Source organism: Streptomyces thermocarboxydus (assembly GCF_024760485.1).
Taxonomy (GTDB): domain Bacteria; phylum Actinomycetota; class Actinomycetes; order Streptomycetales; family Streptomycetaceae; genus Streptomyces; species Streptomyces cellulosae.
In genome coordinates this window covers 190,902-215,900 of the sequence record NZ_CP058273.1, presented here as the reverse complement: position 1 = coordinate 215,900, position 24,999 = coordinate 190,902, and the positions used below count along the sequence as shown (strand labels likewise).

Annotated in this window: 22 protein-coding genes and 2 pseudogenes; 15 read left to right on the top strand and 9 right to left on the bottom strand. The window is 72.0% G+C overall.

Annotated features, from left to right (window positions below; translation table 11 throughout):
* Positions 1-58: 58 nt before the first annotated feature.
* The 3 genes from AY578_RS01035 to AY578_RS01025 are packed head-to-tail and all read left to right on the top strand — an operon-like array spanning position 59 to position 3,317.
* The gene (locus tag AY578_RS01035) at positions 59-1,426 is read left to right on the top strand and encodes an extracellular solute-binding protein (RefSeq protein WP_028958857.1); all 1,368 of its coding nucleotides are present in this window, start codon (positions 59-61) and stop codon (positions 1,424-1,426) included.
* Between the two features lie 21 nt (positions 1,427-1,447).
* The gene (locus AY578_RS01030) at positions 1,448-2,380 is read left to right on the top strand and encodes a carbohydrate ABC transporter permease (RefSeq protein ID WP_019525742.1); all 933 of its coding nucleotides are present in this window, start codon (positions 1,448-1,450) and stop codon (positions 2,378-2,380) included.
* A 1-nt stretch (position 2,381) separates the two neighbouring features.
* Positions 2,382-3,317 carry a carbohydrate ABC transporter permease gene (locus AY578_RS01025; protein ID WP_215049245.1) on the top strand — a complete coding sequence of 312 codons (936 nt, stop codon included), beginning with the start codon at positions 2,382-2,384 and terminating at the stop codon, positions 3,315-3,317.
* Positions 3,318-3,392: 75 nt separating this feature from the next.
* Here the strand turns inward: AY578_RS01025 and AY578_RS01020 are convergent, their stop codons facing one another.
* Both AY578_RS01020 and AY578_RS01015 read right to left on the bottom strand, forming a co-directional pair.
* Positions 3,393-4,955 (bottom strand): MDR family MFS transporter, encoded by a 1,563-nt coding sequence (locus AY578_RS01020; RefSeq protein ID WP_199781909.1) that lies wholly within the window; start codon positions 4,953-4,955, stop codon positions 3,393-3,395.
* Between the two features lie 160 nt (positions 4,956-5,115).
* A complete protein-coding gene (locus tag AY578_RS01015) occupies positions 5,116-5,778 on the bottom strand; it encodes a TetR/AcrR family transcriptional regulator (protein ID WP_019525745.1) in 663 nt (220 codons plus the stop codon).
* Between the two features lie 125 nt (positions 5,779-5,903).
* On the opposite strand from AY578_RS01015, the gene AY578_RS01010 reads away from it, so the two are divergent.
* The 3 genes from AY578_RS01010 to AY578_RS01000 all read left to right on the top strand — a co-directional run bounded on the left by AY578_RS01010 (position 5,904) and on the right by AY578_RS01000 (position 8,529).
* Complete coding sequence (locus AY578_RS01010; RefSeq protein WP_136237896.1) at positions 5,904-7,094, top strand: MFS transporter; 1,191 nt, start codon at positions 5,904-5,906, stop codon at positions 7,092-7,094.
* Positions 7,095-7,229: 135 nt separating this feature from the next.
* On the top strand, positions 7,230-8,228 hold the full coding sequence (locus tag AY578_RS01005; protein WP_258901663.1) for a pirin family protein: 999 nt from the start codon (positions 7,230-7,232) through the stop codon (positions 8,226-8,228).
* Between the two features lie 13 nt (positions 8,229-8,241).
* Complete coding sequence (locus AY578_RS01000; RefSeq protein ID WP_019525748.1) at positions 8,242-8,529, top strand: hypothetical protein; 288 nt, start codon at positions 8,242-8,244, stop codon at positions 8,527-8,529.
* A gap of 17 nt (positions 8,530-8,546) precedes the next feature.
* Here the strand turns inward: AY578_RS01000 and AY578_RS00995 are convergent, their stop codons facing one another.
* Entirely contained in the window at positions 8,547-8,750 is a 204-nt protein-coding gene (locus tag AY578_RS00995; protein WP_019525749.1) for an HflX-like GTP-binding protein, read from the bottom strand.
* A 6-nt stretch (positions 8,751-8,756) separates the two neighbouring features.
* On the opposite strand from AY578_RS00995, the pseudogene AY578_RS00990 reads away from it, so the two are divergent.
* Positions 8,757-8,998 (top strand): annotated as a pseudogene (locus AY578_RS00990) (polysaccharide deacetylase family protein); the annotation flags it as partial.
* Between the two features lie 54 nt (positions 8,999-9,052).
* Here the strand turns inward: AY578_RS00990 and AY578_RS00985 are convergent.
* Positions 9,053-9,808 (bottom strand): methyltransferase domain-containing protein, encoded by a 756-nt coding sequence (locus tag AY578_RS00985; RefSeq protein ID WP_019525751.1) that lies wholly within the window; start codon positions 9,806-9,808, stop codon positions 9,053-9,055.
* 80 nt (positions 9,809-9,888) lie between these two features.
* Positions 9,889-10,161 (bottom strand): hypothetical protein, encoded by a 273-nt coding sequence (locus AY578_RS00980; protein WP_019525752.1) that lies wholly within the window; start codon positions 10,159-10,161, stop codon positions 9,889-9,891.
* A 94-nt stretch (positions 10,162-10,255) separates the two neighbouring features.
* Here AY578_RS00980 and AY578_RS00975 point away from each other — a divergent pair, with 94 nt between their 5' ends.
* Both AY578_RS00975 and AY578_RS00970 read left to right on the top strand, forming a co-directional pair.
* Positions 10,256-10,936: a response regulator transcription factor gene (locus tag AY578_RS00975; RefSeq protein ID WP_019525753.1), complete on the top strand. Its 681-nt coding sequence runs from the start codon at positions 10,256-10,258 to the stop codon at positions 10,934-10,936.
* A pseudogene (locus AY578_RS00970) lies at positions 10,923-12,407 on the top strand (sensor histidine kinase); the annotation flags it as partial. The gene AY578_RS00975 and the pseudogene AY578_RS00970, both read left to right, overlap by 14 nt.
* 255 nt (positions 12,408-12,662) lie before the next feature.
* Here the strand turns inward: AY578_RS00970 and AY578_RS00965 are convergent.
* Positions 12,663-13,679: a LacI family DNA-binding transcriptional regulator gene (locus AY578_RS00965; RefSeq protein ID WP_019525755.1), complete on the bottom strand. Its 1,017-nt coding sequence runs from the start codon at positions 13,677-13,679 to the stop codon at positions 12,663-12,665.
* 425 nt (positions 13,680-14,104) lie between these two features.
* Here AY578_RS00965 and AY578_RS00960 point away from each other — a divergent pair, with 425 nt between their 5' ends.
* The 5 genes from AY578_RS00960 to AY578_RS00940 all read left to right on the top strand — a co-directional run bounded on the left by AY578_RS00960 (position 14,105) and on the right by AY578_RS00940 (position 20,392).
* Positions 14,105-15,415, top strand: coding sequence for an extracellular solute-binding protein (locus tag AY578_RS00960; protein ID WP_019525756.1), 1,311 nt, complete (start codon positions 14,105-14,107; stop codon positions 15,413-15,415).
* Complete coding sequence (locus AY578_RS00955; protein WP_019525757.1) at positions 15,412-16,320, top strand: carbohydrate ABC transporter permease; 909 nt, start codon at positions 15,412-15,414, stop codon at positions 16,318-16,320. Before AY578_RS00960 ends, AY578_RS00955 begins: the two co-directional genes overlap by 4 nt.
* A 1-nt stretch (position 16,321) precedes the next feature.
* A complete protein-coding gene (locus AY578_RS00950) occupies positions 16,322-17,218 on the top strand; it encodes a carbohydrate ABC transporter permease (protein ID WP_019525758.1) in 897 nt (298 codons plus the stop codon).
* Positions 17,219-17,347: 129 nt separating this feature from the next.
* Entirely contained in the window at positions 17,348-19,726 is a 2,379-nt protein-coding gene (locus tag AY578_RS00945) for a beta-xylosidase/alpha-l-arabinosidase (RefSeq protein WP_019525759.1), read from the top strand.
* A gap of 84 nt (positions 19,727-19,810) precedes the next feature.
* Positions 19,811-20,392, top strand: a complete 582-nt coding sequence (locus tag AY578_RS00940) for a DinB family protein (RefSeq protein WP_019525760.1) — start codon at positions 19,811-19,813, stop codon at positions 20,390-20,392.
* Between the two features lie 15 nt (positions 20,393-20,407).
* Here AY578_RS00940 and AY578_RS00935 read toward each other — a convergent pair whose 3' ends face one another.
* Both AY578_RS00935 and AY578_RS00930 read right to left on the bottom strand, forming a co-directional pair.
* Complete coding sequence (locus AY578_RS00935; RefSeq protein ID WP_019525761.1) at positions 20,408-21,595, bottom strand: fumarylacetoacetate hydrolase family protein; 1,188 nt, start codon at positions 21,593-21,595, stop codon at positions 20,408-20,410.
* Between the two features lie 28 nt (positions 21,596-21,623).
* Positions 21,624-23,360 carry an IlvD/Edd family dehydratase gene (locus AY578_RS00930; protein WP_161107582.1) on the bottom strand — a complete coding sequence of 579 codons (1,737 nt, stop codon included), beginning with the start codon at positions 23,358-23,360 and terminating at the stop codon, positions 21,624-21,626.
* A 103-nt stretch (positions 23,361-23,463) separates the two neighbouring features.
* Between AY578_RS00930 and AY578_RS00925 the strand changes: the two genes are divergently transcribed.
* Entirely contained in the window at positions 23,464-24,216 is a 753-nt protein-coding gene (locus AY578_RS00925) for a FadR/GntR family transcriptional regulator (protein ID WP_258901657.1), read from the top strand.
* Positions 24,217-24,253: 37 nt separating this feature from the next.
* Here the strand turns inward: AY578_RS00925 and AY578_RS00920 are convergent, their stop codons facing one another.
* Positions 24,254-24,892 (bottom strand): HD domain-containing protein, encoded by a 639-nt coding sequence (locus tag AY578_RS00920; protein ID WP_215048653.1) that lies wholly within the window; start codon positions 24,890-24,892, stop codon positions 24,254-24,256.
* Between the last annotated feature and the right edge of the window lie 107 nt (positions 24,893-24,999).

Genomic DNA, 24,999 nt, shown 5'->3' with positions numbered 1-24,999 from the left:
CCCGCCGGCCGCGGCGTCCGCCGGTGATGTACATCGATGGAAAAAGAAAGGTAGTGTCATGGCCGACCTGCCAGGCCCACGGGCCGCCTCCGCCCGGCCGGGGGACCACCGCGCCGCTCCGTCGAGGCGCGGCGTGCTCCGCGCCTCCCTGGCCTCCGCCGCCGCCCTCCTGGGCGGCGGCGCCCTGGCCGGCTGCGGCGCCGCCGCGGCCGCGGACCCGGACACCGTGCGCATGTGGGACCTGTTCAGCGGCGCCGACGGCGCCCTGCTCGACGAGCTGATCGGCATCGCGGCCCCGGACATGCCCGGCACCGACGTCGACCGCACCGTCCTCGAATGGGGCACCCCGTACTACACCAAGCTCGCCATGGCCTCGGCCGGCGGGCGCGGCCCGGACGTCGCCGTCTGCCACATGTCACGCCTGGCCGGCTACGCCCCGCTCGGCCTGCTCGACCCCTGGGACACGAGCCTGCTGGCCGAATTCGGCGTCCGCGAGGCCGACTTCGCCGACGCGGTGTGGCAGCGCACCCGGTACCGCGACCAGGCGTACGCCGTGCCCCTGGACACCCACCCGTTCATCGTCTTCTTCCACCCCGAACCCGCGCGCAAGGCCGGTCTCCTGACCCGCGACGGCGACCTCGACCTGGACGCCTTCTCCAGCCCCGCCCGCTTCCTCGAGGCCGGCCGTGAACTGGCCCGCGCCACCGGGAAACAGGGCATCGCCTTCGGCTACGTCAACGACACCGCCCAGTGCTGGCGGCTGTTCTACGGCCTCTACCGGCAGACCGGCAACGACTTCGACCTGCCGGTCGGCGGCACCGTCACCGCCGACACCGACGCCATGGCCGAGGTCATCTCCTTCATGACCAAGCTCGTCGGCGACCGCGCGAACCCGCACCGCCTCGACTACCCTGCCGCGCTCGCCGGCTTCACCAACGGGCAGACCGGCATGATCCTCTCCGGCGAGTGGGAGCTCGGCACCTTCCGCGCCGCCGACCCGGACCTCGGCGCCGCCTCCTTCCCCACGGTGTTCGGCACCCCCGCCGTCTACGCCGACGCGCACTCCTTCGTCCTGCCCCGCCGCCCCGACCCCGACGAGGCGCACCGCAGGCGTACCCACCAGGCGGTCGCCGCCATCCTCAAGGCCGGCCAGACCTGGGCGAAGGCCGGTCACATCCCGGCGTATCAGCCGGTGACCCGCACCCGTGAGTACGCCCGCCTGGAACCCCAGGCCCGCTACGTCACGGCCGCCGACCACGTCGTCCTCGACCCGCCCGTGTGGTTCGCGGGGGCCGGCTCCGACTTCCAGAACGCCATGTCGCAGGTGCTCCAGCAGGCGTTGCTGGACGGCCTGGCGCCCGACCGCGCGGCCCGCGCCATGGTCGACCGCATCAACACCGCCCTGTCCCAGCCCAGTCCGGCCTGACCGCCTCGAAGGAGGCAGCAGATGTCCACCCCACTCGCGGCGCCGGACCGGGCGCCCGCCGGCGACAGGGTCACCCGCCCCGTCGCGACCGCGCGCCGGCTCGTCCCGCCGGGCCTGCTCTTCGCCCTGCCGTTCCTCGTCCTGTTCGCCCTCTTCATGGTGTGGCCGCTGGTCCACGGCGCGTGGATGAGCCTCACCGACACCTCGCTCTCCGCGCACGACCCGTCGTTCGTCGGACTCGACAACTACGCGGAGGCCCTCGGCGACGCCGACATGTGGCAGGCGGTCGGCAACACCGTCTGGTTCACCGCCGTCTCCACCGTGCCCCTGGTCGCCGTCGCCCTCGCGATGGCGCTGCTCGTGCACACCGGGCTGCCCGGACAGTGGGTGTGGCGGCTCGCGTTCTTCGCCCCCTACCTGCTGCCCGTCGGTGTCATCGGACTGCTGTGGGGCTGGCTCTACCAGCCGGACCTCGGCCTCTACAACCATCTGCTCCAGGCCGCCGGCCTCGACGGGTTCGCCTGGCTGAGCGACAAGGACGTCGCCCTCTATGCCATCGTCGTCGCCACTCTGTGGTGGACCGTCGGCTTCAACTTCCTGCTGTTCCTGGCCGCGCTCCAGGCCGTCCCCGACCACCTCTACGAGGCGGCGGCGCTCGACGGGGCGGGCGCCTGGCGGCGGCTGTGGCACGTCACCCTGCCCCAGCTGCGCCGTATCACCGGCGTGGTCACGGTGCTCCAGATCCTCGCCTCGCTGAAGGTGTTCGACCAGGTGTACCTGCTGACCAAGGGCGGCCCCGACGGCGCCACCCGCCCCGTCGTCGAGTACCTCTACGACGTCGGCTTCACCGGCTACCGGCTCGGCTACGCCTCCGCCATCAGCTACGTCTTCTTCGCCCTCGTCGTCCTCGTCTCCGCCGCGCAGTTCGCCGCCTTCCGCCGCAGGGAGAAGTGACATGACCTCCGCAGACCTCCGGACACGGCCCGCACGCCCCACGGTCTCCCCGCTCCCGGCCGCCCGCCGCGCCCGACGGGACGTCCAGCGGGGCCCCAACCTCACCCTCGGCCCGACCCGCACGGCCCGCACGCTGGCCCTGGCCGCCCTCGCCGCGCCGGCCGTGCTCTGGCTGCTGCCGATGGCGTGGGCGGTGCTCACGGCGTTCAAGTCGGAACAGGACGCCAGCGACCCGGTGCACTGGGTCTGGCCGCAGGCCGGCTTCACCCTCGACGGCTTCCGCACGGTGATCGAACGCGGCGACCTGCCGCTGTGGATGTGGAACAGCTTCTTCGTCTCCGCGGCCGTCACCCTCGTCACGGTCGCCGTGTCGGCGGCGGCGGGCTACGCCTTCTCCCGCACGGTGTTCCGCGGGCGCCGTGTCCTGTTCGCGCTCACGATCGCGTCGGTGCTGGTGCCGCCGCAGATGCTGATCGTGCCGTGGTTCCAGCAGATGCTGACGCTGAACCTGGTCGACACCTACGCGGCGGTGATCCTGCCGCAGACGGTCGCCCCGGTGATGGTGTTCATCCTGAAGAAGCACTTCGACACCATCCCGCGCGAACTGGAGGAGGCCGCCCGCCTCGACGGCGCCGGCCACGCGCGGATCTTCTGGTCGGTGATGCTGCCGCTGTCCCGGCCCATGCTCGCCGCGGTGTCGATCTTCGTGTTCATCGGGGCGTGGAACAACTTCCTGTGGCCGTTCGTGTCCACCTCCGACCCGGCCCTGATGACCCTGCCGGTCGGCATCACCGCCGTGAAGGACGCCTACGGCGTCAACTACGCCCAGACGATGGCGTCCTCGGTGCTGGCCGCGCTGCCGCTGGTGCTGGTGTTCGTCTTCTTCCAGCGGCACATCGTGAAGTCGGTGGCGACGACGGGCCTGGGCGGTCAGTGAGGCGCCTGCGGCCGATGAGACGAGCGCCCCGCGGCCGTGCAGGCCGGGGGGCGCCCGACGTTCGTGCTGAGGGAATCAGCTCCCGACGACGGTCTTGTCCGTCTCCGTCGCGGCGCCCGCCTCCGCCGCGAGGCGCTCCATGCCGCTGGTCGTCTTCAGCGGCTTCTCCTTGATGAACACCACGGTGAGCAGCGCCAGCAGCGCGCACGGCGTGGCGACGAGGAACAGGTCGGCGGTGGCGACGCCGTAGGCGTGCTCGACGATCTGCCGCACCGGCCCGGGCAGCGTGCTCATGTCCGGCACGCTGCTCTCACCGCCGCCGTCGCCGCCCGAGGGGATGCCCGCGGCGTCCAGGCCCTTGGTCATCTCGGACGCGACCCGGTTGGCGAGGATGGCGCCCAGAACGCTGGTGCCGATGGTGCCGCCCATGCTGCGGAAGAAGGACAGCACGGAGGTCGCGGCGCCCAGTTCGCTCGCCGGGACGTCGTTCTGCGCGGCCAGCACCAGGTTCTGCATCAGCATGCCGACGCCGATGCCGAGCACCGCCATGTAGACGCTGAGCAGGGTGAAGGAGGTGTCCGCGTCGATCGTGGACAGCAGGCCGAGGCCGACGGTCATGATCACCGCGCCCGCCACCAGGTAGCGCTTCCACACACCGGTCTTGGAGATGACCTGGCCGGCGACGGTCGACGAGACCAGCAGACCGAGGATCATCGGCAGGCTCATCAGACCCGCCACGGTGGGCGACTTGCCGAGGGACACCTGGAAGTACTGCGAGAGGAACACCGTGCCGCCGAACATGGCGACACCGACCAGCAGGCTCGCGACGGTGGTGAGGGTGACGGTGCGGTTGCGGAAGATGTCCAGCGGGATGACCGGCTCGGCGGTCCGCGCCTCGACGAACACCGCGGCGACCAGCAGCAGCACACCGGCGCCGGTGAGCGCGGCGGTCTGCCAGGAGGCCCAGTCGAACTCGTTGCCCGCCAGGGTCACCCAGATCAGCAGGGCGCAGACGCCCGCCACGATCAGGAAGGCGCCCAGGAAGTCGATCTTCACCTCGCGGCGGGCCACCGCCGGCAGACGCAAGGTGCGCTGGAGCAGCGCGATGGCGAGCAGCGCGAACGGCACGCCGATGAAGAAGCACCAGCGCCAGCCCAGCCACGAGGTGTCCACCAGCACGCCGCCGACCAGCGGTCCGGCGACGGTGCCGATGGCGAACACGGCGCCGAAGATGCCGGCGTACTTGCCGAGCCGGCGGGGCGGGATGATCGCCGCCATGACGACCTGCGCGAGCGCGGTCAGACCGCCCGCGCCGATGCCCTGCACGACACGGCTGAAGATGAGCAGATCGACGCCGTGGGAGAAGCCCGCCAGGAGCGAGCCCACGACGAACATGCCCAGCGACAGCTGGAGCAGCAGCTTCTTGTCGAACAGGTCGGACAGCTTGCCCCAGAGCGGCACGGTCGCCGTCATGGCCAGCAGTTCCGCGGTGACGACCCAGGTGTAGGAGGACTGGCTCGCCCCCAGGTCGGCGATGATCGTCGGCAGCGCGTTGGCCACGACGGTGCCCGCCAGGATCGCCACGAACATGCCGGCCATCAGCCCGGACATGGCCTGGAGTATCTGCCGGTTGGTCATGGCGGTGGGCGGCGCCGCGTCGGGCGCCTGTGTTGCGGTCACGGTCGTCTCTCTCAGGGATCGTTGGGAAAGGCGGGTCACGCCCCGGAAGGGGCGGAAGCGGTGGGGGGGGGAGACCGGTGTGCTGTGGGGGCCCGGCGCGCCGAGCGGTCCCCGGCGGCTACCGGGCCGGGGCGGGCAGTCCGGCGGCGAGCAGGTCGAACACCTCGCGGAACACCTCGGCGTACGACACCTCGTCGGCCCGTTCGCACCAGTGCTGCACGCTCACCCGCACCGCTGTGCCGGCGACCGCGGCGAGCAGCCGCGGGTACAGGCCGGGAGCGGCCCGGCCGGAGTCGCCTTCGGACGGCACGGAGCTGTCCTCGGCGCGGATCCGCCGGGCGATCGCCTCGGCGAGCCCCGACTCGTCGGCCATCTGCGCGCCGAGGTTCCGCACCAGCAGATGCGGGGCGGACCGCAGCACACGGGCGTGCAGACTCCACAGCTCGTGCTGCCGCTCGGCCTCCCGCAGCTCGGCGGCGAGCGCCTCGCGCAGGGCTTCCAGCGGCGGAAGCCCGGGCGGTGCGGCGAGGAACGCCTGCCGTACGCGCTCGCTGGCGTCGGCGTCCACGACGACGAAGGCGTCGTCGCGCGAGTCGAAGTAGTTGAAGAAGGTCCGCACGGACACACCGGCCGCGGCGCTGATCGCCTCGACCGTCACCTGGTCCGCCCCGTGCTCGGCGGCCAGCCGCACCGCCGCCTCCGCGAGCGCGGCTCGGGTGGCGCGCTTCTTGCGCTCACGCAGCCCGCCGCCCACGGCGTCCTTCCCCGTCATGATGTGCATGCTATGCAAAAATGCATGGCATGCAAAATTGCGTTCGAGTGATCACTCGACGGGATGCTTCCGGGCGCTCACGCCGTTGGCGTACTGAGGCGCGCGCCCGGCCGCTCCACGGCTAGCGTCGGGGCATGACCGGAGACCGGCTCGGATGGCGCGTGTGCCTGCTCGGCGGTGCCGTGTTCGCGGTGTGCATGACCGGCACCACGCTGCCGACCCCGCTGTACCCGCTCTACCAGCAGAAGTTCGGCTTCTCCGAGCTGACGGTCACCGTCGTGTACGCGGTGTACGCCTTCGCGGTCATCGGCGCCCTGCTGCTCGCGGGCAACGCCTCCGACGCCGTCGGCAGACGCCCCGTCCTGCTGTGGGGCCTGGTCTGCGCGGCCGGGAGCGCGGTCTGCTTCCTGCTGGCCACCGAGATCGCCTGGCTGTACGCCGGACGGCTCCTGTCGGGCCTGTCGGCGGGCCTGTTCACCGGAGCCGCGACAGCCTACGTGATGGAGTCGGCCCCGCCGGGCCGGGCCTCCCGCGCCACCTTCGTCGCCACGGCGGTCAACATGGGCGGCCTCGGCTGCGGCCCCCTGCTCGCCGGCATCCTCGCGGAGTACGCCCCCTGGCCCCTCTACTTGCCCTACGCCGTCCATCTGACCCTGGTCGCCTGCTCGGTGGCGGTGCTGCTGCGGCTGCCGGAGACCGTAGGGGACCTGCGCCCGCTGCGTACCGTACGGCCGCAGCGCCCCGGCGTGCCCTCGCACGTCCGGGCGGTGTTCGGACCGGCGGCGACGGCCGCGTTCGTCGGCTTCGCCCTGTTCGGCGTGTTCACCTCCGTCAGCCCCGCGTTCCTCGCGCAGTACCTCGACGTGACCGACCACGCGGTGAGCGGCGCGGTCGTCGCGACAGCGTTCTTCGCGTCGATCGCCGGACAGACGGCGGTCGGCCGTGTGGGGGTGGGCCGGTCCCTCCCGCTGGGCTGCGCCGGGCTGCTCGCGGGACTCGCCCTGCTGGCGGGCGCCCTGCACTGGGACACGCTGGCGCTGGTGGTGCCGAGCGCGCTCGTCGGCGGTGTGGGACAGGGGCTGGCGTTCCGCGGGGCGCTGACCGCGGTGAGCAGGGCGTCCCCGCCGGACAGGAGGGCGGCGGTGAACTCGTCGCTGTTCGTCGTGGCGTACGCGGGCATCTCGGTGCCGGTCATCGGGGTGGGTCTGCTGACCGAACCGCTGGGCCTGGAAAATGCGGGGCTGGTCTTCATCGCGTGCATGGCGGCGCTGGTGGTGACGGCGGCGGGCTATTTGCTGCGCAGGCCGGTCCCGGCCGAGGCATGATCGGCGGGGCTTTTCCGGCCCGGGAAGCCCTTCGGCGCGCAGGGCGGCGAACGGCGTCCTATAGTCGTCCCTGCAGAGAATGTTGAATATCGAACTTCCTTGAAGGTCGAACGTCCTCGGTGGGAGGCACCCGGCATGAGCAACACGGAGACACGACCGGCGGAGATGAGGTGCGGCGGCGAGACCGAGGCGGACCGTCCGGCCGAGGTCGAGATCCTCACCGCCCGTGACGTGCCGCTCGGCGGCCCGCGCGCGATGCGGGTACGGCGCACCCTGCCGCAGCGCGCCCGGTCGCTCATCGGCGCCTGGTGCTTCGCCGACCACTACGGCCCCGACGACGTCGCAGGCACCGGCGGCATGCACGTCCCCCCGCATCCGCACACGGGTCTGCAGACGGTGAGCTGGCTGTTCAGCGGGGAGATCGAGCACCGCGACAGCCTCGGCAGCCACGCCTACGTCCGCCCCGGCGAGCTGAACCTGATGACCGGCGGTCACGGCATCGCCCACTCGGAGTTCTCGACCCCGGACACGACGATCCTGCACGGCGTGCAGCTGTGGGTGGCGCTGCCGGACGAACACCGCGGCACGGAACGGGACTTCCAGCACTACGTCCCGCACCCGGTCGCCCTGAACGGCGGTGAGGCGCGCGTCTTCCTCGGCACGCTCGCGGGCGCGTCGTCACCGGTCCGCACCTTCACCCCGCTGCTGGGCGCGGAACTCACCGTGTCCCCGGGTGCACGGCTGGTGCTGGACGTCGACCCCGCCTTCGAACACGGAGTGCTCGTCGACACGGGGGACGTCCTCGTCGAGGACACCCCGGTGGAACGGGCCGCCCTCGCCTGCACGGCCCCGGGCCGCACCCGCCTCACCCTCACCAACCGGGGCACGACCCCGGCCCGCCTGATCCTCCTCGGCGGCCCGCCCTTCGGCGAGGAGATCATCATGTGGTGGAACTTCATCGGCCGCACGCACGAGGAGATCGTCCGCGCGCGAGGCGACTGGACGGCGGAGACGGAGTCGGGGACGGGGGACCGTTTCGGCGAGGTGAGGGGCTACGACGGGGACCCGCTGCCGGCACCCGAGCTGCCCAACGTGCCGCTGCGGCCGCGGGGGAGGCCCGCACCGCGCGCGTGAGAGCATCCGTCGTATGAGCGGCGATCTCGACGTGAGTGCCCTGGCCGTCAACGCCACGATCCCGGAGGCGCTCCGCTGGACGGACATGCGGCGCGGCCAGGAGTTCCACCTGACCACCCTCAACGTCCGCCTCCTCCGGGACGGTCACCTCGCCGTGAAGGCGTACGGCCGCCCGGTCGCCGGCGGCCGGGGCGCGTACGTCTCGTTCCCGGTGCCGGACGACCCGGCACTGGCGTCGCTGGTCGCGGAAGCGGCCACTCGCGCCGGCACGCTGTGGGCCGCCCACCGAGGGCTCGGCTGAGTGGGCCGGCCGGTGCGTCAGCCGGACCCGAGGAGGTCGGCGAGACCGACGGCGGGGCGGCCGAGCAGGGCGGTCAGCGAGAGCCGCTGATGCTCCGTCAGGGAGTTGGTGAAGACCACGGCGTCGGCGTCGGTCCGGTCGGCGGCGTGGGCCACCTCGCGGACCTTCCCCTGCCTCAGCAGCATCCGGGACGAGACCCCGGCGCCGACGCCGTCGCTCATCAGAGGCGAATCCTGTGGAGCGTCACGCGAAGGACTACGCGACCACCGACACCGCGTTCATCGAGAAGCGTGTCCTCGACGGGGTGAGGCGCGACGGAATCATCCTGCTGCACGAGCGCTACGCGGGCACCATCCCCGCCGTGCCGGACATCATCAGGCGACTCCGCGACCAGGAGTGCATCCTCGTCACGGTCCCCCAGCTCATGGCCCCGGCGAAGCCGCAGCCGGGGGAGGTCTACCGGCCCTGAATGCCTCCGCCCGTCACGCCCGGCCAACGGGCGTGACGGTCCGCGCCGTGCGCCTCAGCGCGAGCAGACCACCGTGACCAGCGTGAAGGACGCGAAGAACGCCCCCTGCGACAGGCTCGCGAACCACCGACGCCCACGCTCCGGGCCGACGTGCCCGGCGGCGATGGCAGCCTCCATGTTGCGTCCGAGCCCCAGCGTGTGGTCGGCCTCCTCGACATCACGGAACACCGGCGTATGAGCGAGGACGGCCTCCACGCCGAAGCCCGCCCGCTCGGCGAGACGCGCCAGACTGCGCCCGACGGTCGCGTGACGGACCACGTGCGCCGTGGTGTAGCGGGTGAAGACCCGGCTCGTCTCCAGGTCCTCCGCGTCGACGACCAGCGTGTCCCAGTCGGGCTCGGCCAGACCCACGCGCGCGCCCGGCCGTGTCACCCGGTGCAGCTGAGCCAGAGCAGCCGCGGGATCGTCGACGTGCATGAGCACCCGGTCGATCTTGGCGCGATCCACCGTGCCGCGATCGACGGGCAGATCGAGCACGTCCCCCTCGCGGATCTCCACCCGGGGCAACTCCCGCGTCCGCTCACGCGCCTGCGCCAGCATGGCCGGGTCACGGTCGACACCGACCACCGTGCCGGTGGCCCCGACGCGCTCGGCCAGCGTGGGCAGATCGGTGCCAGGGCCGCACCCCGCATCCAGGACGGTGTGCCCCTCCCGGACATCCAGCAGGTCCACCAACTGCCGCTTGTACAGGCGGCCCACGTCGGTGGCGGCGGCCCGCAGCATGTAGTCGGCCTGATCGGGTCGGGACACACCAAGAGTCGATGACATGAGTGTCAGTCAAGCACCCCTCGCCGCCGACGAGCCGTCCCCCCGGCAACCGAGGTCAGCGTTCACGCATGGAGAGGACGATGCGTGTCCGCCGTCACCGCCCACGCCCGCAGCAGCGGACGCGGCACACGCGACGCGAACAGGGTGACACCGTGCGCGACCAGGGCGAGCACCGCGAACTCGTGCAGCAGGCTCGCCAGCGGCATCGTGCCGCCGTAGAGGGCCCAGCGCCCTCGGGTGGGACGTGCGGCGACGCCCACCAGCACGTACGTCGCCCAGGCGACGAGCGCGCAGACCAGGGCGTACGAGCGGCCCTCCTGCGCGCATTTCTGCACAGGGGCAGCGGGAACACCAGCCCGGCGAGCAGCGCCGATCCAACCTGATCGCACGGTCAGGAAGTGGCTGCGCTGCTGTGCGAGGCTGCAGCGCATGCGGATACTCGTGGTCGAAGACGAGGTCGACCTCGCCCACACCCTGCGCACCGGTCTGACCGCCGAGGGGTACAGCGTCGACCTCGCGCACGACGGCCGGCAGGGACTGTGGATGGCCCGGACCGGCGAATACGCGCTGGTCGTGCTGGACTTGATGCTGCCCGGTCTCAACGGCTACAAGGTGTGCGCCCAGTTGCGCCGGGAGGGCAACGCGACGCCCATCCTGGTTCTCACCGCCAAGGACGGGGACTGGGACCAGGCGGAGGCCCTGGACACGGGGGCCGACGACTACCTGGCCAAGCCGTTCTCCTACATGGTGCTCGTCGCCCGGTTGCGGGCCCTGGCCCGGCGGTCCCCGGCCACCGCGCCGCCCGTCCTCGCCGTGGGCGACTTGTCGTTGGACGTCGCCGGCCGGGTGTGCCGGCGGGGCGGGGTGCGGGTGGACCTCACCCCGAGGGAGTTCGCCGTACTGGAGCTGCTCGCCCGCCGCGCGGGCCAGGCCGTTTCCAAGGGCGACCTGCTCTACCACGCGTGGCCCGACGAGGCCTACGACCCCAACTTGGTCGAGGCGCGCGTCAGTTCACTCCGCAGAAAGGTGGACACCGCGTTCCGGCGGCAGTCCCTGCAGACCGTACGAGGCACCGGCTATCGATTGGTGGACGACCGTGAACGCGAATAAGAGACGACGCCGTTGGTGGCCCCGGTCGGTACGGGCCCGCGCGGCACTTGCCGCCGCGCTGACCGCGGCGATCGTGCTGACCGGGATGGGGTGGTGGGTGCATCAGGAGGTGTACCGGCAGAGCTTGTCGGTCGCCGAGGAGAAGGCCCGCAACGACCTCTTCGCCCTCGTCGACCAACTGAAGCAGGGGGACGTGCCCGGTCCTCGGCGTTCCGCGCCGTACGAGGTCGTCGCGACGGGTCGTGCGACCGCGGTGGCCTCCGGGGGAGGCATGGAGGCCTTCGACCGGAGCGCCGGCCATGTGCTGCCCTCCCCGCCGGCGCTTTCCGCCCCGGTCCCCGAGATGACCGACGGATGGGACTACGCCTACCGTCCCCTGCGTATACCGGACCGCCCCGACTACGACTCCGGCAGCGGGCAGGACCTGGCCGGCCGGACGTACAGAGTCCTGTACAACGACATCTGGGCCGGACAGCTGACCCCCGAGCAGGCCGCCGCGCTCGGCGTCCGCCCCGACGCCACCCTCCGTGCCTACGTGGTGCTGGTCCCGGACACCGCGGGAGAGATCGCCGCCGCCATCGACGACATGCTGCTCCGCGCCGGTCTGGCCGGCCTCCTGCTCATCGGCGCCGTGGCCTACTTCACCGTCCGCATCGCACTGCGCCCCGTCGAAGCCGTCCGCCGCCTCACCGCTTCCGTCACCGATCCACGCGAACGCGTCACCGTCCCCGCGACCGCCCACGAGATCACCGCGCTCGCCGACACCATCAACGCCACCCTCCAACGCCTCGACCACGCCGCCGCCCAGCAGCGCCGGTTCGTCGCGGACGCGGCCCACGAGCTGCGCAGTCCGCTCACCACCCTGCTGACCAGCCTGGAGGTGGCCCTCGCCTACCCGGAGCGCACCGACTGGCCCGCCACGGCCACCACAGCCGCGCGGCAGACCCGCCGCCTCCAGGCGCTCGCCGAGGACCTGCTCCTCCTCGCCCGCCTCGACACCGGGGCTCCCACGACCGACCCGGAGACCGTCGACCTGAGCGCCCTCGCGTCCCAGCTGTCCGGCCAACACCTGCTCTCCGCCCGCAAACTGGACCTCACCTGCGTCGGCACCGGCCCCGCTTACGTCCGCGGCGACCGCGACCAACTGGAACGCCTGCTGCGCAACCTCCTCGACAACGCCGCCCGCCACGCCGCGCACCGCGTCCAGGTGACCGTCCGGGGTGAGGACGAGCAGGTCGTCGTCACCGTGCACGACGACGGGCCGGGTGTGCCCGCCGAGGACGCCGAGCGGATCTTCGAGCGCTTCGTCCGGCTCGACGACGCCCGCTCCCGCGACCAGGGGGGCACCGGCCTCGGTCTGGCCATCGCCCGGGACCTCGCCCACCGCCACGGCGGCACTCTCACTTTCGTCGCAGGCGACGGCGACGGCGGCGCCTGCTTCGAGCTGCGCCTGCCGCAAGCTCCCGCCCCGGACGGGGACCCCGCTCACGACGCGGATACGGCTCTTGGGCCGGACCCGGACCCGAATCCCGACTCCGACCCGGACGCGGTCTCAAATCCTGACTCCGATCCGGACCGGACTCCGGACCCCAATTACGACCCGGACCCGGACCCGGCCGCGGTCCCGGCCCCGTACCCGGACCCAGCACCGACCCCCGCCCCAGACCCGACCCCCGCTCCAGACCCGACCCCCGCCCCAGACCCGAAATGACCCGCCCGAGCGCGCTCACCCGTCCCGACGCGGCGCCCCCGTAGACGCCCGCACGACCAACTCCGTGGCCAGCTCGATGTGATGCGACTCCGCCTTCTCCCCGTTCGCCAGCCGCAGGGCGGTCCGCAGTGCGGCGGCCCCCATCTCCCGCAGCGGCTGGCGCACGGTGGTGAGGGGCGGCGACGCCATCTGGGCAAGGCTGGTGTCGTCGAAGCCGACCACGCTCAGGTCCTCGGGCACGCGCAGGCCCCGCGCGCGGGCGGCCTCGACGACGCCGACGGCGATCTCGTCGTTGCCCGCGAAGACCGCCGTGGGCGGCTCGTCCAGGTCCAGCAGCGCCGCGGCGCCGGCCAGGCCCGCCTCGTAGGTGAACTCCCCGGGCCGGACGTACGCGTCCGGCACCGGGGCACCCTCGGCCTCCATGGCGGCGCGGTAGCCGTGCATGCGGGCCTGGTTGCAGACGGCCATGGCGGGCCCGCCGAGGTAGGCGATGCGGCGGTGACCCAGGGACAGCAGGTGCCGGGTCGCGGACAGGCCGCCGGCGAAGTTGGTCGCGCCCACGCTGTGCACCCGGCTGTCCGGCAGGTGCAGGGGGTCCAGCACCACCAGGGGGAGTCCGGACCGCGCGAGTTCCTTCATATGGGCCGCGGTGTGGACGCTGGTGACCGCGATGACGGCGCGGCGCCCGGCCGACACCAGGTCCCGGGCCCAGTGCGGCGCGCCGGCCGCCTTGCTCACCACTACCGATGCGCCCGACTCGGCGGCCGCGTCGACGATGCCCTCCAGGGTCTCCGCCACGTACGACTTGAGGCCGCCCTTGAACTGCACCTCGATCGTCGGGCTCTCGACGGCCTCGGTGTGCCGGAACACCGGTGCCAGATAGTCGTGTTGATGCAGCAGCTCCTGCACCCGGACGCGGGTGTGCGGCGCCACGTCGCCGCGGCCGTTGACCACCTTGGACACGGTGGCGACGGAGACCCCCGCCGCTTGGGCGATGTCCGCCAAGGTGGTGCGCCGGGCGTTCGGTCGCATCGGTTCCTCTCAGCTGTAGGGCCGCCGGGTGCGTGACCCGCCGGTCCGGCCGGTCACGCGGACTGATCCGCACAACCGTACCGGTGAACTCCGCCCCGCCGCCGGGATCGTCCGGCGAGCGGTGCGGTCCCGGACCTGACGGTCCGGACGGAGCGCACGGACAGTGTGACAGCCCGGAGCCGCTGCGTCATCAACGCCTTTCACCGGGCTGTTTCGAAACATTTTCGGATGGCGCCGGACTGAGGACACGCCGATCAAGGCCCTTGTGTCACAAGGGATATGCCCGCGCAACAAGGCCCCTGCACGCGTCTTGACACCGCATCAGCGCGAAACCTAGCTTGCTCGAACAGAGCTAGACGAAGTGATTTTCGAAAACCTTTCCACGACCCACGAGAAGCCGACGGCTCTCGAGTGCGGAGAAAATCATGGCGCTCTCCCGACGTACCCTTCTCGGCCTCGCGGCCGCCGTGCCCGTCTCCGCGGCGCTCGCCGCCTGCGGCGGCTCCTCGGGCCCCGGCAAGGGCGGTGCCGCCACCTACTGGTACCTGCAGGGACAACCTCAGGAAGGCGCCAGGGCCGGCGCCGTCGACGCCTTCAACAAGGCCAACCCGGACACGCAGATCGAGGACACGGCCTACCAGAACGACGCCTACAAGACGAAGATCAAGACAGCCATCGGCGCCGGACAGGCGCCCACCATCATCTGGGGCTGGGGCGGCGGCACCCTGCGCACCTACGCGGAGGCCGGCCAGGTCGAGGACCTCACCGCGTGGTTCGACGAGAACCCCGACGTCAAGAAGGGGCTGTTCCCTTCCTCGTTCGGCGCGGCGACCGTCGACGGCAAGATCTACGCGATGCCGTGCGAGACGGTGCAGCCGATCGTCCTCTACTACAACAAGCGCGTGTTCGACCAGGTCAAGGTGGACCCGCCCGAGACCTGGGACGACCTCATGGCCCTGGTCCCGAAGTTCAAGGCGAAGGGCATCGCCCCCATCTCGCTCGGCGGGCAGTCCCGGTGGACCAACATGATGTGGCTGGAGTTCCTGTTCGACCGCATCGGCGGGCCCGCGGTGTTCCAGGCCGCCATCGAGGGCGAGAAGAACGCCTGGTCGCACCCCGACGCCATCAAGGCGCTCACCGCACTCCAGGACCTGGTGAAGGCCGGCGGGTTCGTGAAGGGCTTCTCCTCCATCACCGCGGACTCCAACGCCGACCAGGCCCTCCTCTACACCGACCGGGCCGCCATGATGCTGCACGGCGCCTGGTCGTACGGCATCCAGCAGGCCGACGGCGGGGACTTCGTGCCCAGCGGCTCGCTCGGCTTCATGACCTTCCCGGCGGTCGAGGGCGGCAAGGGCGACCTGAGCGACACCGTCGGCAACCCCGCCCAGTACCTGTCCATCTCCTCCAAGGCGAGCGCCGAGGAGAAGAAGGTCGCCAAGGACTTCTTCGCCACCGGCGTCCTCCAGGAGGAGGAGGTCAAACGGTGGATCGGCAACGGATCGGTGCCGATCCGGCTGGGCACGGAGAAACTGCTGGCCGCCGCCGACAACGCCGAGTTCCTGCAGTTCACCTACGACATCGCCAGCAAGGCCAAGGTGTTCGTGCAGTCCTGGGACCAGGCGCTCAGCCCCACCGCCGCGGAGACGCTGCTCGACAACATCGTCAAGCTCTTCCAACTGTCCGTATCACCACAGCAGTTCGCCTCCAACCTCAACGCGGTCACCGCCGCATGAGCACGCTCACCGCCCAGCAGAGCGGCCGCCGCCCCCAGCGCAGCATCCTGCCCTGGCTGGCGACGCCCGCCCTGCTGCTCTTCACCGGCTTCGCCGTCGTACCGCTCGTCGGCGTCTTCGCGCTGAGCTTCACCACCTGGGACGGCATCGGCTCCATCCGCCTCACCGGGCTGACCAGCTGGCGTGCGGTGCTCACCGATCCCGGGCTGCCGCACGCCCTCTGGGTGACGTTCCTGGTGATGGCCGTGTCCTGGGCCGTGCAGACACCGCTCAGCATCCTGCTCGGCACGTTCCTCGCCGGACGCCAGCGGTACCGCGCGGTGCTGGGCGTCGTCTACTTCATCCCGCTGATGATCAGCTCCGCCGCCATCGCCATCGCCTACGAGTCGCTGCTCGACCCGAACTTCGGGCTCGGCGCCGGACTGAAGATCGAGGCGCTCAGCAAGGACTGGCTGGGCCGGCCGGGCCTCGCGTTCGGCGTCGTCGTCTTCGTCGTGTCCTGGCAGTTCATCCCGTTCCACTCGCTGATCTACCAGGGCGGCGTCCAGCAGATCCCGAAGTCCCTGTACGAAGCGGCACAGCTGGACGGGGCCGGGCGGGTCAGGCAGTTCTTCAGCATCACGCTGCCCCAGCTGAAGTACACCATCATCACCTCCTCCACCCTGATGGTCGTCGGGTCGCTGACCTTCTTCGACCTGATCTACGTCCTGACCGAGGGCGGCCCCGGCGACGCCACCCGGGTGCTCGCACTCGACATGTACAAGCGGGGCTTCCAGGCCAGCCTCATGGGACCCGCCAGCGCCATCGCGGTCATCCTCGTCCTCGTCGGCCTCGCCCTCGCCCTGGCGCTGCGCCGCCTCGGAGGCCGGGACGCCGGAGCGAGCCAACAAGAGGGGGCCTCCTGACGTGACCACCACGCTCACCAAGACCCGGCGGCCCAGGCAGGCCGCCCGCCCCGACAGCCCTCGGCGCTCCCGCCCGGCGGCCCGGCGGCGCAACTGGCTCGGCGGACTGGCCGGCTGGCTCTGGCTGGCCGTCGTCGTCGTACCCCTCTACTGGACCCTCATCACCAGCCTGAAGGACCGCAGCCGCTACTACGCGAGCAACCCGCTCGTCCCGTCGGCCGACCCCACCTTCGACAACTACCGGCTGGTCGTCGAGTCCGACTTCCTGCAGTACTTCGTGAACAGCGTCGTGGTGACCGCCGGAGCGGTGATACCGGCCGTCCTCGTCTCCTTCATGGCGGCCTACGCCATCGTCCGCGGCTGGCGCATGCGCGTGCTGCGCGCCATGAACGGGCTGTTCCTCATGGGGCTGGCCATCCCCCTCCAGGCGACGGTCATCCCCATCTACCTCATCATCATCAAACTGCACCTCTACGACAGTCTGCCCGCCCTCATTCTCCCGTCCATCGCCTTCGCCATCCCGCTGTCCGTGCTGGTCCTCGCGAACTTCATCCGCGACGTGCCGAAGGAGCTCTTCGACTCGATGCGCGTGGACGGCGCCACCGAATGGACGACGCTGTGGCGCCTCGCGGCGCCGCTCACCCGGCCCGCCGTCCTCACCGTGTCCATCTTCAACGCCCTGACCATCTGGAACGGCTTCCTGCTGCCCCTGGTCCTCACCCAGAGCCCCGACCGCAGGACCCTGCCGCTCGCCCTGTGGACCTTCCAGGGCCAGTACGGGGTCAACGTCCCGGCCGTGCTGGCCGCCGTCGTCCTCACCACGCTGCCGGTGCTGGTGCTGTACGTCTTCGGCCGCCGCCAGCTGCTGAGCGGCCTGACCGCGGGTTTCAGCCGCTGACCGGACCCCGTCTCGTCCGGCCTGTCCGGCACCGGCACCGGCGGGGCCCGGCGCCCCGCCCCGACTCCCACACGACCACCGGTTCGCCCGCTCCGCCCCCGTCCGGGGCCCGGCGGGCGGAGGAGGAAAGTGAACGCCGACGTCGCCGCGGAGGACACCTCCGCCCTCGCCCTCTGGAACGACCCGACCGCCGCCGTCGCCGCACGCGTCGACGCGCTGATCGCCGCCATGACCCTCGAGGAGAAGACCGCCCAGCTGTTCGGGGTGTGGGTGGGCGCCTCCGCCGACGGCGGCGAAGTCGCCCCGCACCAGCACGAGATGGAGGACCCCGTCGACCTCGACGCGCTCCTCCCCACCGGGCTGGGCCAGTTGACCCGCCCCTTCGGCACCGTCCCGGTCGACCCCGCCCTGGGCGCGCTGTCCCTGGCCCGCACACAGGCGCGCATCGCCGCCTCCAACCGCTTCCGCATTCCCGCCCTCGCGCACGACGAGTGCCTGGCGGGCTTCGCCGCCTGGGGCGCCACCGCCTACCCCGTCCCGCTGTCCTGGGGCGCCGCGTTCGACCCCGACCTGGTACGGCGCATGGCCGCCGCCATCGGCCGTGACATGCGGTCCGTCGGCGTCCACCAGGGCCTCGCCCCCGTCCTCGACGTCGTACGGGACGCACGCTGGGGCCGCGTCGAGGAGACCATCGGCGAGGACCCGTACCTCGTCGGCACCATCGGCACCGCCTACGTCCAGGGCCTGGAGTCCGCCGGCGTCGTCGCCACGCTGAAGCATTTCGCCGGCTACTCGGCCTCCCGCGCCGGACGCAACCTCGCGCCCGCCTCGATGGGGCCGCGGGAGCGCGCCGACGTGGTGCTGCCGCCGTTCGAGATGGCGATCCGCGAGGGCGGCGCCCGCTCGGTGATGAACGCCTACACCGACACCGACGGCGTACCCTCCGCGGCCGACGAAAGCCTGCTGACCGGCCTGCTCCGGGACACCTGGGGCTTCGACGGCACGGTGGTCGCCGACTACTTCGCCGTCGCCTTCCTCACGCTCCTGCACGGTGTCGCCGCCGACTGGGCGGACGCCGCGGGCACCGCCCTCCGCGCGGGTATCGACGTCGAACTGCCCAACGTCAAGACGTACGGCGCTCCGCTCACGGAGGCCGTCGCCGACGGCCGCGTCCCCGAGGAACTGGTCGACCGCGCCCTGCGCCGGATCCTCACCCAGAAGATCGCGCTCGGCCTGCTCGACCCGGACTGGGACCCCGTACCGGCGGCCCTCGACGGCACGGACCCGGACGACCCGGAGTCCCTGCGCGGCCGCGTCGACCTCGACAGCGCCGAGAACCGCGCCCTGGCCCGCACACTCGCCGAGGAAGCGGTCGTGCTGCTCAGCAACGACGGCATCCTGCCACTGGACCGCCCCCGCCGCATCGCCCTGATCGGCCCGAACGCCGACGAACCCACCGCCGTGCTGGGCTGCTACTCCTTCCCCCAGCACATCGGCGTCCGCCACCCCGGCACCCCGCTCGGCATCGGTCTGCCCACTCTGCGCGAGACGCTCACTGCGGAGTTCCCCGACGCCGACATCACGTACGTCCGCGGCACCGGCGTCGACGACGGGGACCTCTCCGGCCTGGACGAGGCGGTATGGGCGGCCCGCGAGGCCGACGTCACCCTCGTGGCGCTGGGCGACCGGGCCGGCCTGTTCGGCCGCGGCACCAGCGGCGAGGGCTGCGACGCGGAGACGTTGGACCTGCCCGGCGCGCAGCAGCAGCTCCTCGACGCGCTGCTGGACACCGGGACGCCCGTGGTGACCGTGCTGCTGGCCGGACGGCCGTACGCGCTCGGACGGGCGGTGACGGAGTCGGCGGCGATCGTGCAGTCGTTCTTCCCGGGCGAGGAGGGGACGCACGCGATCGCCGGGGTGCTCAGCGGCCGGTTCAACCCCTCCGGACGCCTCCCGATCGGCGTTCCGCGCGCACCGGGTTCCCAGCCGAGCACCTACCTCGGCGCACGGCTGGCGCAGGCCAGTGAGGTGTCGAACGTCGACCCGACCCCCGCGTTCCCCTTCGGCCACGGCCTGTCCTACACACGGTTCGACTGGACGGACCTCACGGTGGACGCCGACGAAGCCCCGACGGACGGCGAGTTCACACTCACCTTCACGGTCCGCAACACGGGGGACCGCTCCGGCACGGAGGTCGTCCAGCTGTACCTGCACGACCCGGTCGCGTCGGTCGTCCAGCCGGTGCAGCGTCTCGTCGGCTACACGCGGGTCACCCTGGAACCGGGGGAGGCCCGACGGCTGACGGTCACGGTCCCGGCCGACCTGGCGTCGTTCACGGGCCGCGACGGGAGGCGCGTGGTCGAACCGGGGGCGCTGGAACTGAGGCTGGCGGCGTCGAGCGCGAATCCGCGCCTGACGAGCCGGGTCGCACTGACCGGCGCGGAACGCCACGTGGACCACACCCGACGCCTGCACGCCACGTTCGTGCAGAAGCCGGCCGCCGCATGAACCGCGGGGTGCGCGGCACACGTCAGGGGGCTGCGCACCCCGCCCGGTGGATGGGGGAGGGACGTCCGTGACACCCTCGGCCGCATGGTCGACGACGATGCGGCGAAGGACACCCTGCACAGAAGACTGCGGCGGGACCGTGAGGCGCTGCTCTGGAAACTCGACGGACTGTCCGAGTACGACGCCCGCCGCCCCCTGACGCCGACGGGGACCAATCTCCTCGGCCTGGTGAAACACGTGGCCACGGTGGAGGCCAGATACTTCGGCGAGGCCTTCGGCCGCCCCTCCCCGGAAGCGCTGTGCCGCTGGCAGGACTCCGACGGCAGCGACCACTGGGCGGCCGAGGACGAGACGCGCGACGAAATCATCGCGTTCTACCGCCGCACATGGGCCCACGCGGACGCGACGATCGCCGCGCTGACGTTCGACACCCCCGGCCACGTCCCCTGGTGGCCGGACCCGCACCCGAACACGACCCTGCTCGCGGTCATGCTCCACGTCCTGGGCGAGACCGTCCGCCACACGGGCCACGCCGACATACTGCGCGAAACGGTGGACGGCCGCACGGGGACGCGGGCGGAGCATGAGCGACCGATCGACGAGAGGGCCCGCGCGGCCCACGTCGCGAAGCTCGAGCAAGCCGCCAGGGCGGCGGGGCTCAGCTGACGGCGCGCTCGTCGGCTACAAGAACCCCCGCCCCGCCAGGCTCCGCATCAGCGCCCCCACCCCGAACGTCCACGGCGGTGCCTCCTCGCTCGGGACCACCCTGTTGACCAGGGCGCCCAGCCGCGGGCTGGAGATGTGCACGACGTCCCCGTACTCGTGGGTGAAGCCCTCGCCCGGGTTCTTTCTGTCTTCCGTCGGGGCGAACAGCGTGCCCGTGAACAGGGCGAAGCCGTCCGGGTATTGATGGTGGGCGCCGTGGGTGGCGGACACCAGGTCCAGTACGTCGCGGCTGATCTCGCGCAGGGAGCTGCTGCCCCGCAGCACATAGCCGTCCGGTCCCTCGATCCGCAGGCCGATGTCGAGGTCGCGTACCGCGCCGATGCCGAAGCCGTCGTCGAGCAGGCGGACGAACGGGCCGATCGCGCAGGAGGCGTTGTTGTCCTTGGCCCGGGACAGCAACAGGGCGCTACGGCCCTCCACGTCCCGGAGGTTGACGTCGTTGCCGAGCGTCGCGCCCCGCACCCGGCCGCGTGAGTCCACGACGAGGACCGCCTCCGGCTCGGGGTTGTTCCACACGGAGGCGCGGAGCACGCCGATGTCCGCGCCCGTACCCACCGCCGACAGCACGGGCGCCTTCGTGAACACCTCCGGGTCCGGCCCGATGCCGACCTCCAGGTACTGCGACCACAACCCTTCGGCGACCAGCAGGTCCTTGGCCTTCGCAGCCTCCGGCGATCCGGGCCTGATGCCGTCGAGCCTGCCGCCCACCAGCCGCACCACACGCTCCCGCACCCGCGCCGCCTGCGCCGGGTCCCCGCCCGTGCGTTCCTCGATGACGCGTTCCAGCAGGCTCCGCGCGAAGGTGACTCCGGCCGCCTTGATGACCTGGAGGTCCACGGGAGCCAGCAGGTGTGGCACGTCAGGTCGACCGGGCTGGGCCGACAGGAGGTCGTCCAGGCGCCAACGCCGTCCGCCGGGCGCCTCCCGTACCACCTCCACCGCGTCGTCGCGTTCCAGCAGGCCGGACACGGTGGGCGCGACAGCCGTCAGGTCGACGACGTCCTCCCCGCGCACCGCCGCCACGCACGGTCCGCCCGCCTCCGGGTCGTGGACCCGCGCGACGAGGGCGGCGCGGCCGGCGTCCTCGGGCAGGACGGAGTCCGCGGTCAGGGCCGGACGGGGGTGCGCTGCTGCTGCTTCCACGGTCTGTGCACTCCTCGAAACAGTTGGCTCAGTGGGAGTCGCGCGGCACCTCATGGCCCCGCCCGCCGCGCAGGAACCCGAAGTCGGCGCCCCGGTCGGCCTGTTCGACGTGCTGGGTGTACAGCCAGGTGTAGCCGCTCACGTACCGCTCGGCAGGCGGTGTCCACTCCTGCCTGCGCCGTGCCAGTTCCGCGTCGTCGACGTCCAGGTGCAGGGTGCGGCCGGGGACGTCGAGGACGACGGGGTCACCGTCGCGCACCAGGGCGAGGGGCCCGCCCACGGCCGCCTCGGGGGTCACGTGCAGGACGACCGTGCCGTACCCCGTACCGCTCATCCGGCCGTCGCACACGCGCACCATGTCCGTGACCCCCGCCTTCAACAGCTTCGCCGGCAGCGGCACGTTGGAGACCTCTGGCATCCCCGGGTAGCCCTTGGGCCCGGCGTTGCGGATGACGATCACCGTGTTCTCGTCGACGTCCAGGCCGGGGTCGTCGGCCACGGCGTGGTAGGCCTCGGGGGAGTCGAAGACGCGAGCCGGTCCGCGGTGGGTGAGCAGGTGCGGTGACGCGGCGGACTGCTTGATGACCGCGCCGTCCGGGCACAGGTTGCCGCGCAGTACGGCGATGCCCGTGCCGGCCGGCTGGAAGGGCGCGTCGAGCGGGGTGATGACGTCGGAGTCGACGCGTTCGGCCCCCGCGGTGTTCTCCGCGACGGTCCGTCCGGTGACCGTGACCGGCCCGCCGTGCAGCAGACCGCCGTCGAGCAGCTCGGCCATCACGGCGGGCAGTCCGCCCGCGTAACAGAAGTCCTCCATGAGGTACGTGCCGCTCGGCATCAGGTTCACCAGCGTCGGTGTCTCGCGGACCAGCCGGTCGAAGTCGTCCAGGTCGAGCGTGACCCCCACGCGTCCGGCGAGCGCGGTGAGATGGATGACGGCGTTGGTGGAGCCGCCGATCGCCGCGTTGACCCGGATCGCGTTCTCGAACGCCTCCCGCGTGAGGATCTGTGAGGGCCGCAGTTCCTCCTCCACCATGTCGACGATGCGCCGCCCCGCCGCCTGCGCGGTCTCCATCCGCCGCGAGTCGACGGCCGGCCAGGCCGCCGAGCCCGGCAACTGCATGCCGAGCGCCTCCGCCACGCACGCCATCGTCGAGGCGGTCCCCATCGTCATGCAGTGACCGTTGGAGCGCGCCATGCACCCCTCGGCGAAGAAGCACTCCTCCTCGGTCATCCGCCCGGTCTTCAGGTCCTCCTCGAACTTCCACACATGCGTGCCCGAACCCACGTCCTGGCCACGGTACTTGCCGTTGAGCATCGGCCCGCCGGTCACCATCACCGCGGGCAGGTCCACGCTCGCGGCGCCCATCAGCATGGCCGGGGTCGTCTTGTCGCAGCCGGACAGCAGCACCACCCCGTCGAGCGGGTTGGCCCGGATCAGCTCCTCGACCTCCATCGCCATGAGGTTGCGGTACAGCATGGCCGTCGGACGCATCAGCGTCTCGCCGGTCGCCATCGTCGGGAACTGCAGCGGCAGCCCGCCCGCCTGCCACACCCCGCGCTTCACGGCCTCCGCGACCCGCGTCAAGTGCGCGTTGCACGGCGCCAGTTCGGACGCGCTGGTCGCGATGCCGATGACCGGACGCCCGTCGAACACCTCGTGCCCGAAGCCCTGGTTGCGCATCCACGAGCGGTACAGCATCCCGCTGCGTCCCTGTGCGCCGAACCAGGCCTGACTACGGCGGTCCGTGTTCCGACGGTCGGTCATGTGCACACTCCCGTGGCTCCGGCGTCGTCCGCTGCGCGGATGGGGCGTGGTCGAGGCGCGGACCCCGCTACCCTGGAGCCTCAATCATTAAATGATTCGATGAATGGCGTCCAGGGGGTGGGCGGAGATCGACACGAACTTCCCGACCATGCAGCAGCGTGTGGCCGACGAACTGGGGCGGCGCATCGTGGCCGGCGCGTGGCAGCCCGGGGACCCGCTGCCGGTCGAGGACGCCCTCGCGGCGGAGATCGGCGTCAGCCGCGGGGTACTGCGGGAGGCGGTCAAATCGCTGGTGGCCAAGGGCATGCTGCGCGTACGGCCCCGCACCGGCACGCGCGTGCTGCCCCCGGACCACTGGAACCACCTGGACCCGGACGTCCTGCGCTGGAAGCAGGCCGGGGACGCGGGCGCCCTGTTGCGGGACACGGGCGAACTGCGGCGCATCGTCGAGCCCGAGGCGGCCCGCCTCGCCGCCGAACGGGCAGGACCCGACGACGTGCGCGCCCTCCATGACGCCGTGACCGCGATGGAGGCCGCGGCGGCGTCACCCGCGCGCGGCGGCTACGTCGCGGCCGACATCGCCTTCCACCGGGCCCTGCTGGACGCCGGCGGCAACCGGCTGCTCGGCTCCCTGGGGCGCGCCGTGGAGATCGCCTTGCGGCACAGCTTCGACATCAGCACCCGGACCCCGGGCGCGGTGGAGGCCTCGCTGCCGGGCCACCGCGCCGTCGTACGGGCTGTCGAGGCCCGCGACCCGGACGCGGCGGCGGCGGCCGTGCTCGGCATCATCGAGGCGGCCCAGCAGGAGATCGCCCGGTCGCCGGTGTCCCCCGGCCGGCCGGGGGACCGGGCGTAACGGGCGTCGGGCCCAACCGCCTGCCGTCACACCAGGGTTACTCGGGCCACGCCGAGTTCTGGATGACGTCGACGAAGTCGACCCGGCGGAATCCCGGCACGAAGTGCTCCAGGACGTCCGCGTTCACCGTGCCGAACGTGGTGTCCGGCCGGTGACTGAACCCGTCGGCGAACGCCTGGAGGATCTGCCGCTTGAAGTCCGGCCGTGGATGCGCCGCGGTCACCTCGTCGATCTGTGCGCGGCTGAGGCCGTCCAGGTGCAGGCCCAGCACGTCCGTCTCCACGCCCGCCGTCGTCGCCGCGACCTCCGCGGCCATCTTGTACGGCACCTCCGGGGTGGTGTGCAGGGCGACGGCCGTCCACACCGTGTTCGCGTCGCTCTCGGACAGCCCGTGGCGCAGCAGGAACGCCCGTGCCTGGTCGGCGCCGTCCATCTCGAACCGCTGGTCGTCGGAGCGGTACGGCTCCACAAGGCCGGTGTCGTGGAACAGGGCGGCCACGTACAGCAGTTCGGGGTCGGGCCGGAGCCCGCGCGCGGCGGCCTGGAGGCTGCCGAACAGGAACACCCGGCGGGAGTGGTGGTAGATCAGCGGCGGGGTGGTGTCGCGGATCAGCTCGGTGGCCTCCCGCGCCAACGTGCTGTCCGGGATCGTGACACCGGCGATCTTCTCGCTCATGACTGCCTCCAAGGGTTCGGGACGACCGTGACCGGAACACCTCCACCCTGCGACGACGGCCCCGCCCGGCGCCGCTCACGTACGGCCGACAACCCCACGCAAACGGA

Bases quoted from the DNA above. Each gene is read 5' to 3' on its own strand.
- AY578_RS00955 (WP_019525757.1), top strand. From the start codon at position 15,412: ATGAGCACGCTCACCGCCCAGCAGAGCGGCCGCCGCCCCCAGCGCAGC.
- AY578_RS01010 (WP_136237896.1), top strand. From the start codon at position 5,904: ATGACCGGAGACCGGCTCGGATGGCGCGTGTGCCTGCTCGGCGGTGCC.
- AY578_RS01005 (WP_258901663.1), top strand. From the start codon at position 7,230: ATGAGCAACACGGAGACACGACCGGCGGAGATGAGGTGCGGCGGCGAG.
- AY578_RS01025 (WP_215049245.1), top strand. From the start codon at position 2,382: ATGACCTCCGCAGACCTCCGGACACGGCCCGCACGCCCCACGGTCTCC.
- AY578_RS01030 (WP_019525742.1), top strand. From the start codon at position 1,448: ATGTCCACCCCACTCGCGGCGCCGGACCGGGCGCCCGCCGGCGACAGG.
- AY578_RS00995 (WP_019525749.1), bottom strand. From the start codon at position 8,750: ATGAGCGACGGCGTCGGCGCCGGGGTCTCGTCCCGGATGCTGCTGAGG.
- AY578_RS00975 (WP_019525753.1), top strand. From the start codon at position 10,256: ATGCGGATACTCGTGGTCGAAGACGAGGTCGACCTCGCCCACACCCTG.
- AY578_RS00925 (WP_258901657.1), top strand. From the start codon at position 23,464: ATGGCGTCCAGGGGGTGGGCGGAGATCGACACGAACTTCCCGACCATG.
- AY578_RS00930 (WP_161107582.1), bottom strand. From the start codon at position 23,360: ATGACCGACCGTCGGAACACGGACCGCCGTAGTCAGGCCTGGTTCGGC.
- AY578_RS01015 (WP_019525745.1), bottom strand. From the start codon at position 5,778: ATGCACATCATGACGGGGAAGGACGCCGTGGGCGGCGGGCTGCGTGAG.
- AY578_RS01035 (WP_028958857.1), top strand. From the start codon at position 59: ATGGCCGACCTGCCAGGCCCACGGGCCGCCTCCGCCCGGCCGGGGGAC.
- AY578_RS00960 (WP_019525756.1), top strand. From the start codon at position 14,105: ATGGCGCTCTCCCGACGTACCCTTCTCGGCCTCGCGGCCGCCGTGCCC.
- AY578_RS00965 (WP_019525755.1), bottom strand. From the start codon at position 13,679: ATGCGACCGAACGCCCGGCGCACCACCTTGGCGGACATCGCCCAAGCG.
- AY578_RS01000 (WP_019525748.1), top strand. From the start codon at position 8,242: ATGAGCGGCGATCTCGACGTGAGTGCCCTGGCCGTCAACGCCACGATC.
- AY578_RS00940 (WP_019525760.1), top strand. From the start codon at position 19,811: ATGGTCGACGACGATGCGGCGAAGGACACCCTGCACAGAAGACTGCGG.
- AY578_RS01020 (WP_199781909.1), bottom strand. From the start codon at position 4,955: ATGACCAACCGGCAGATACTCCAGGCCATGTCCGGGCTGATGGCCGGC.
- AY578_RS00920 (WP_215048653.1), bottom strand. From the start codon at position 24,892: ATGAGCGAGAAGATCGCCGGTGTCACGATCCCGGACAGCACGTTGGCG.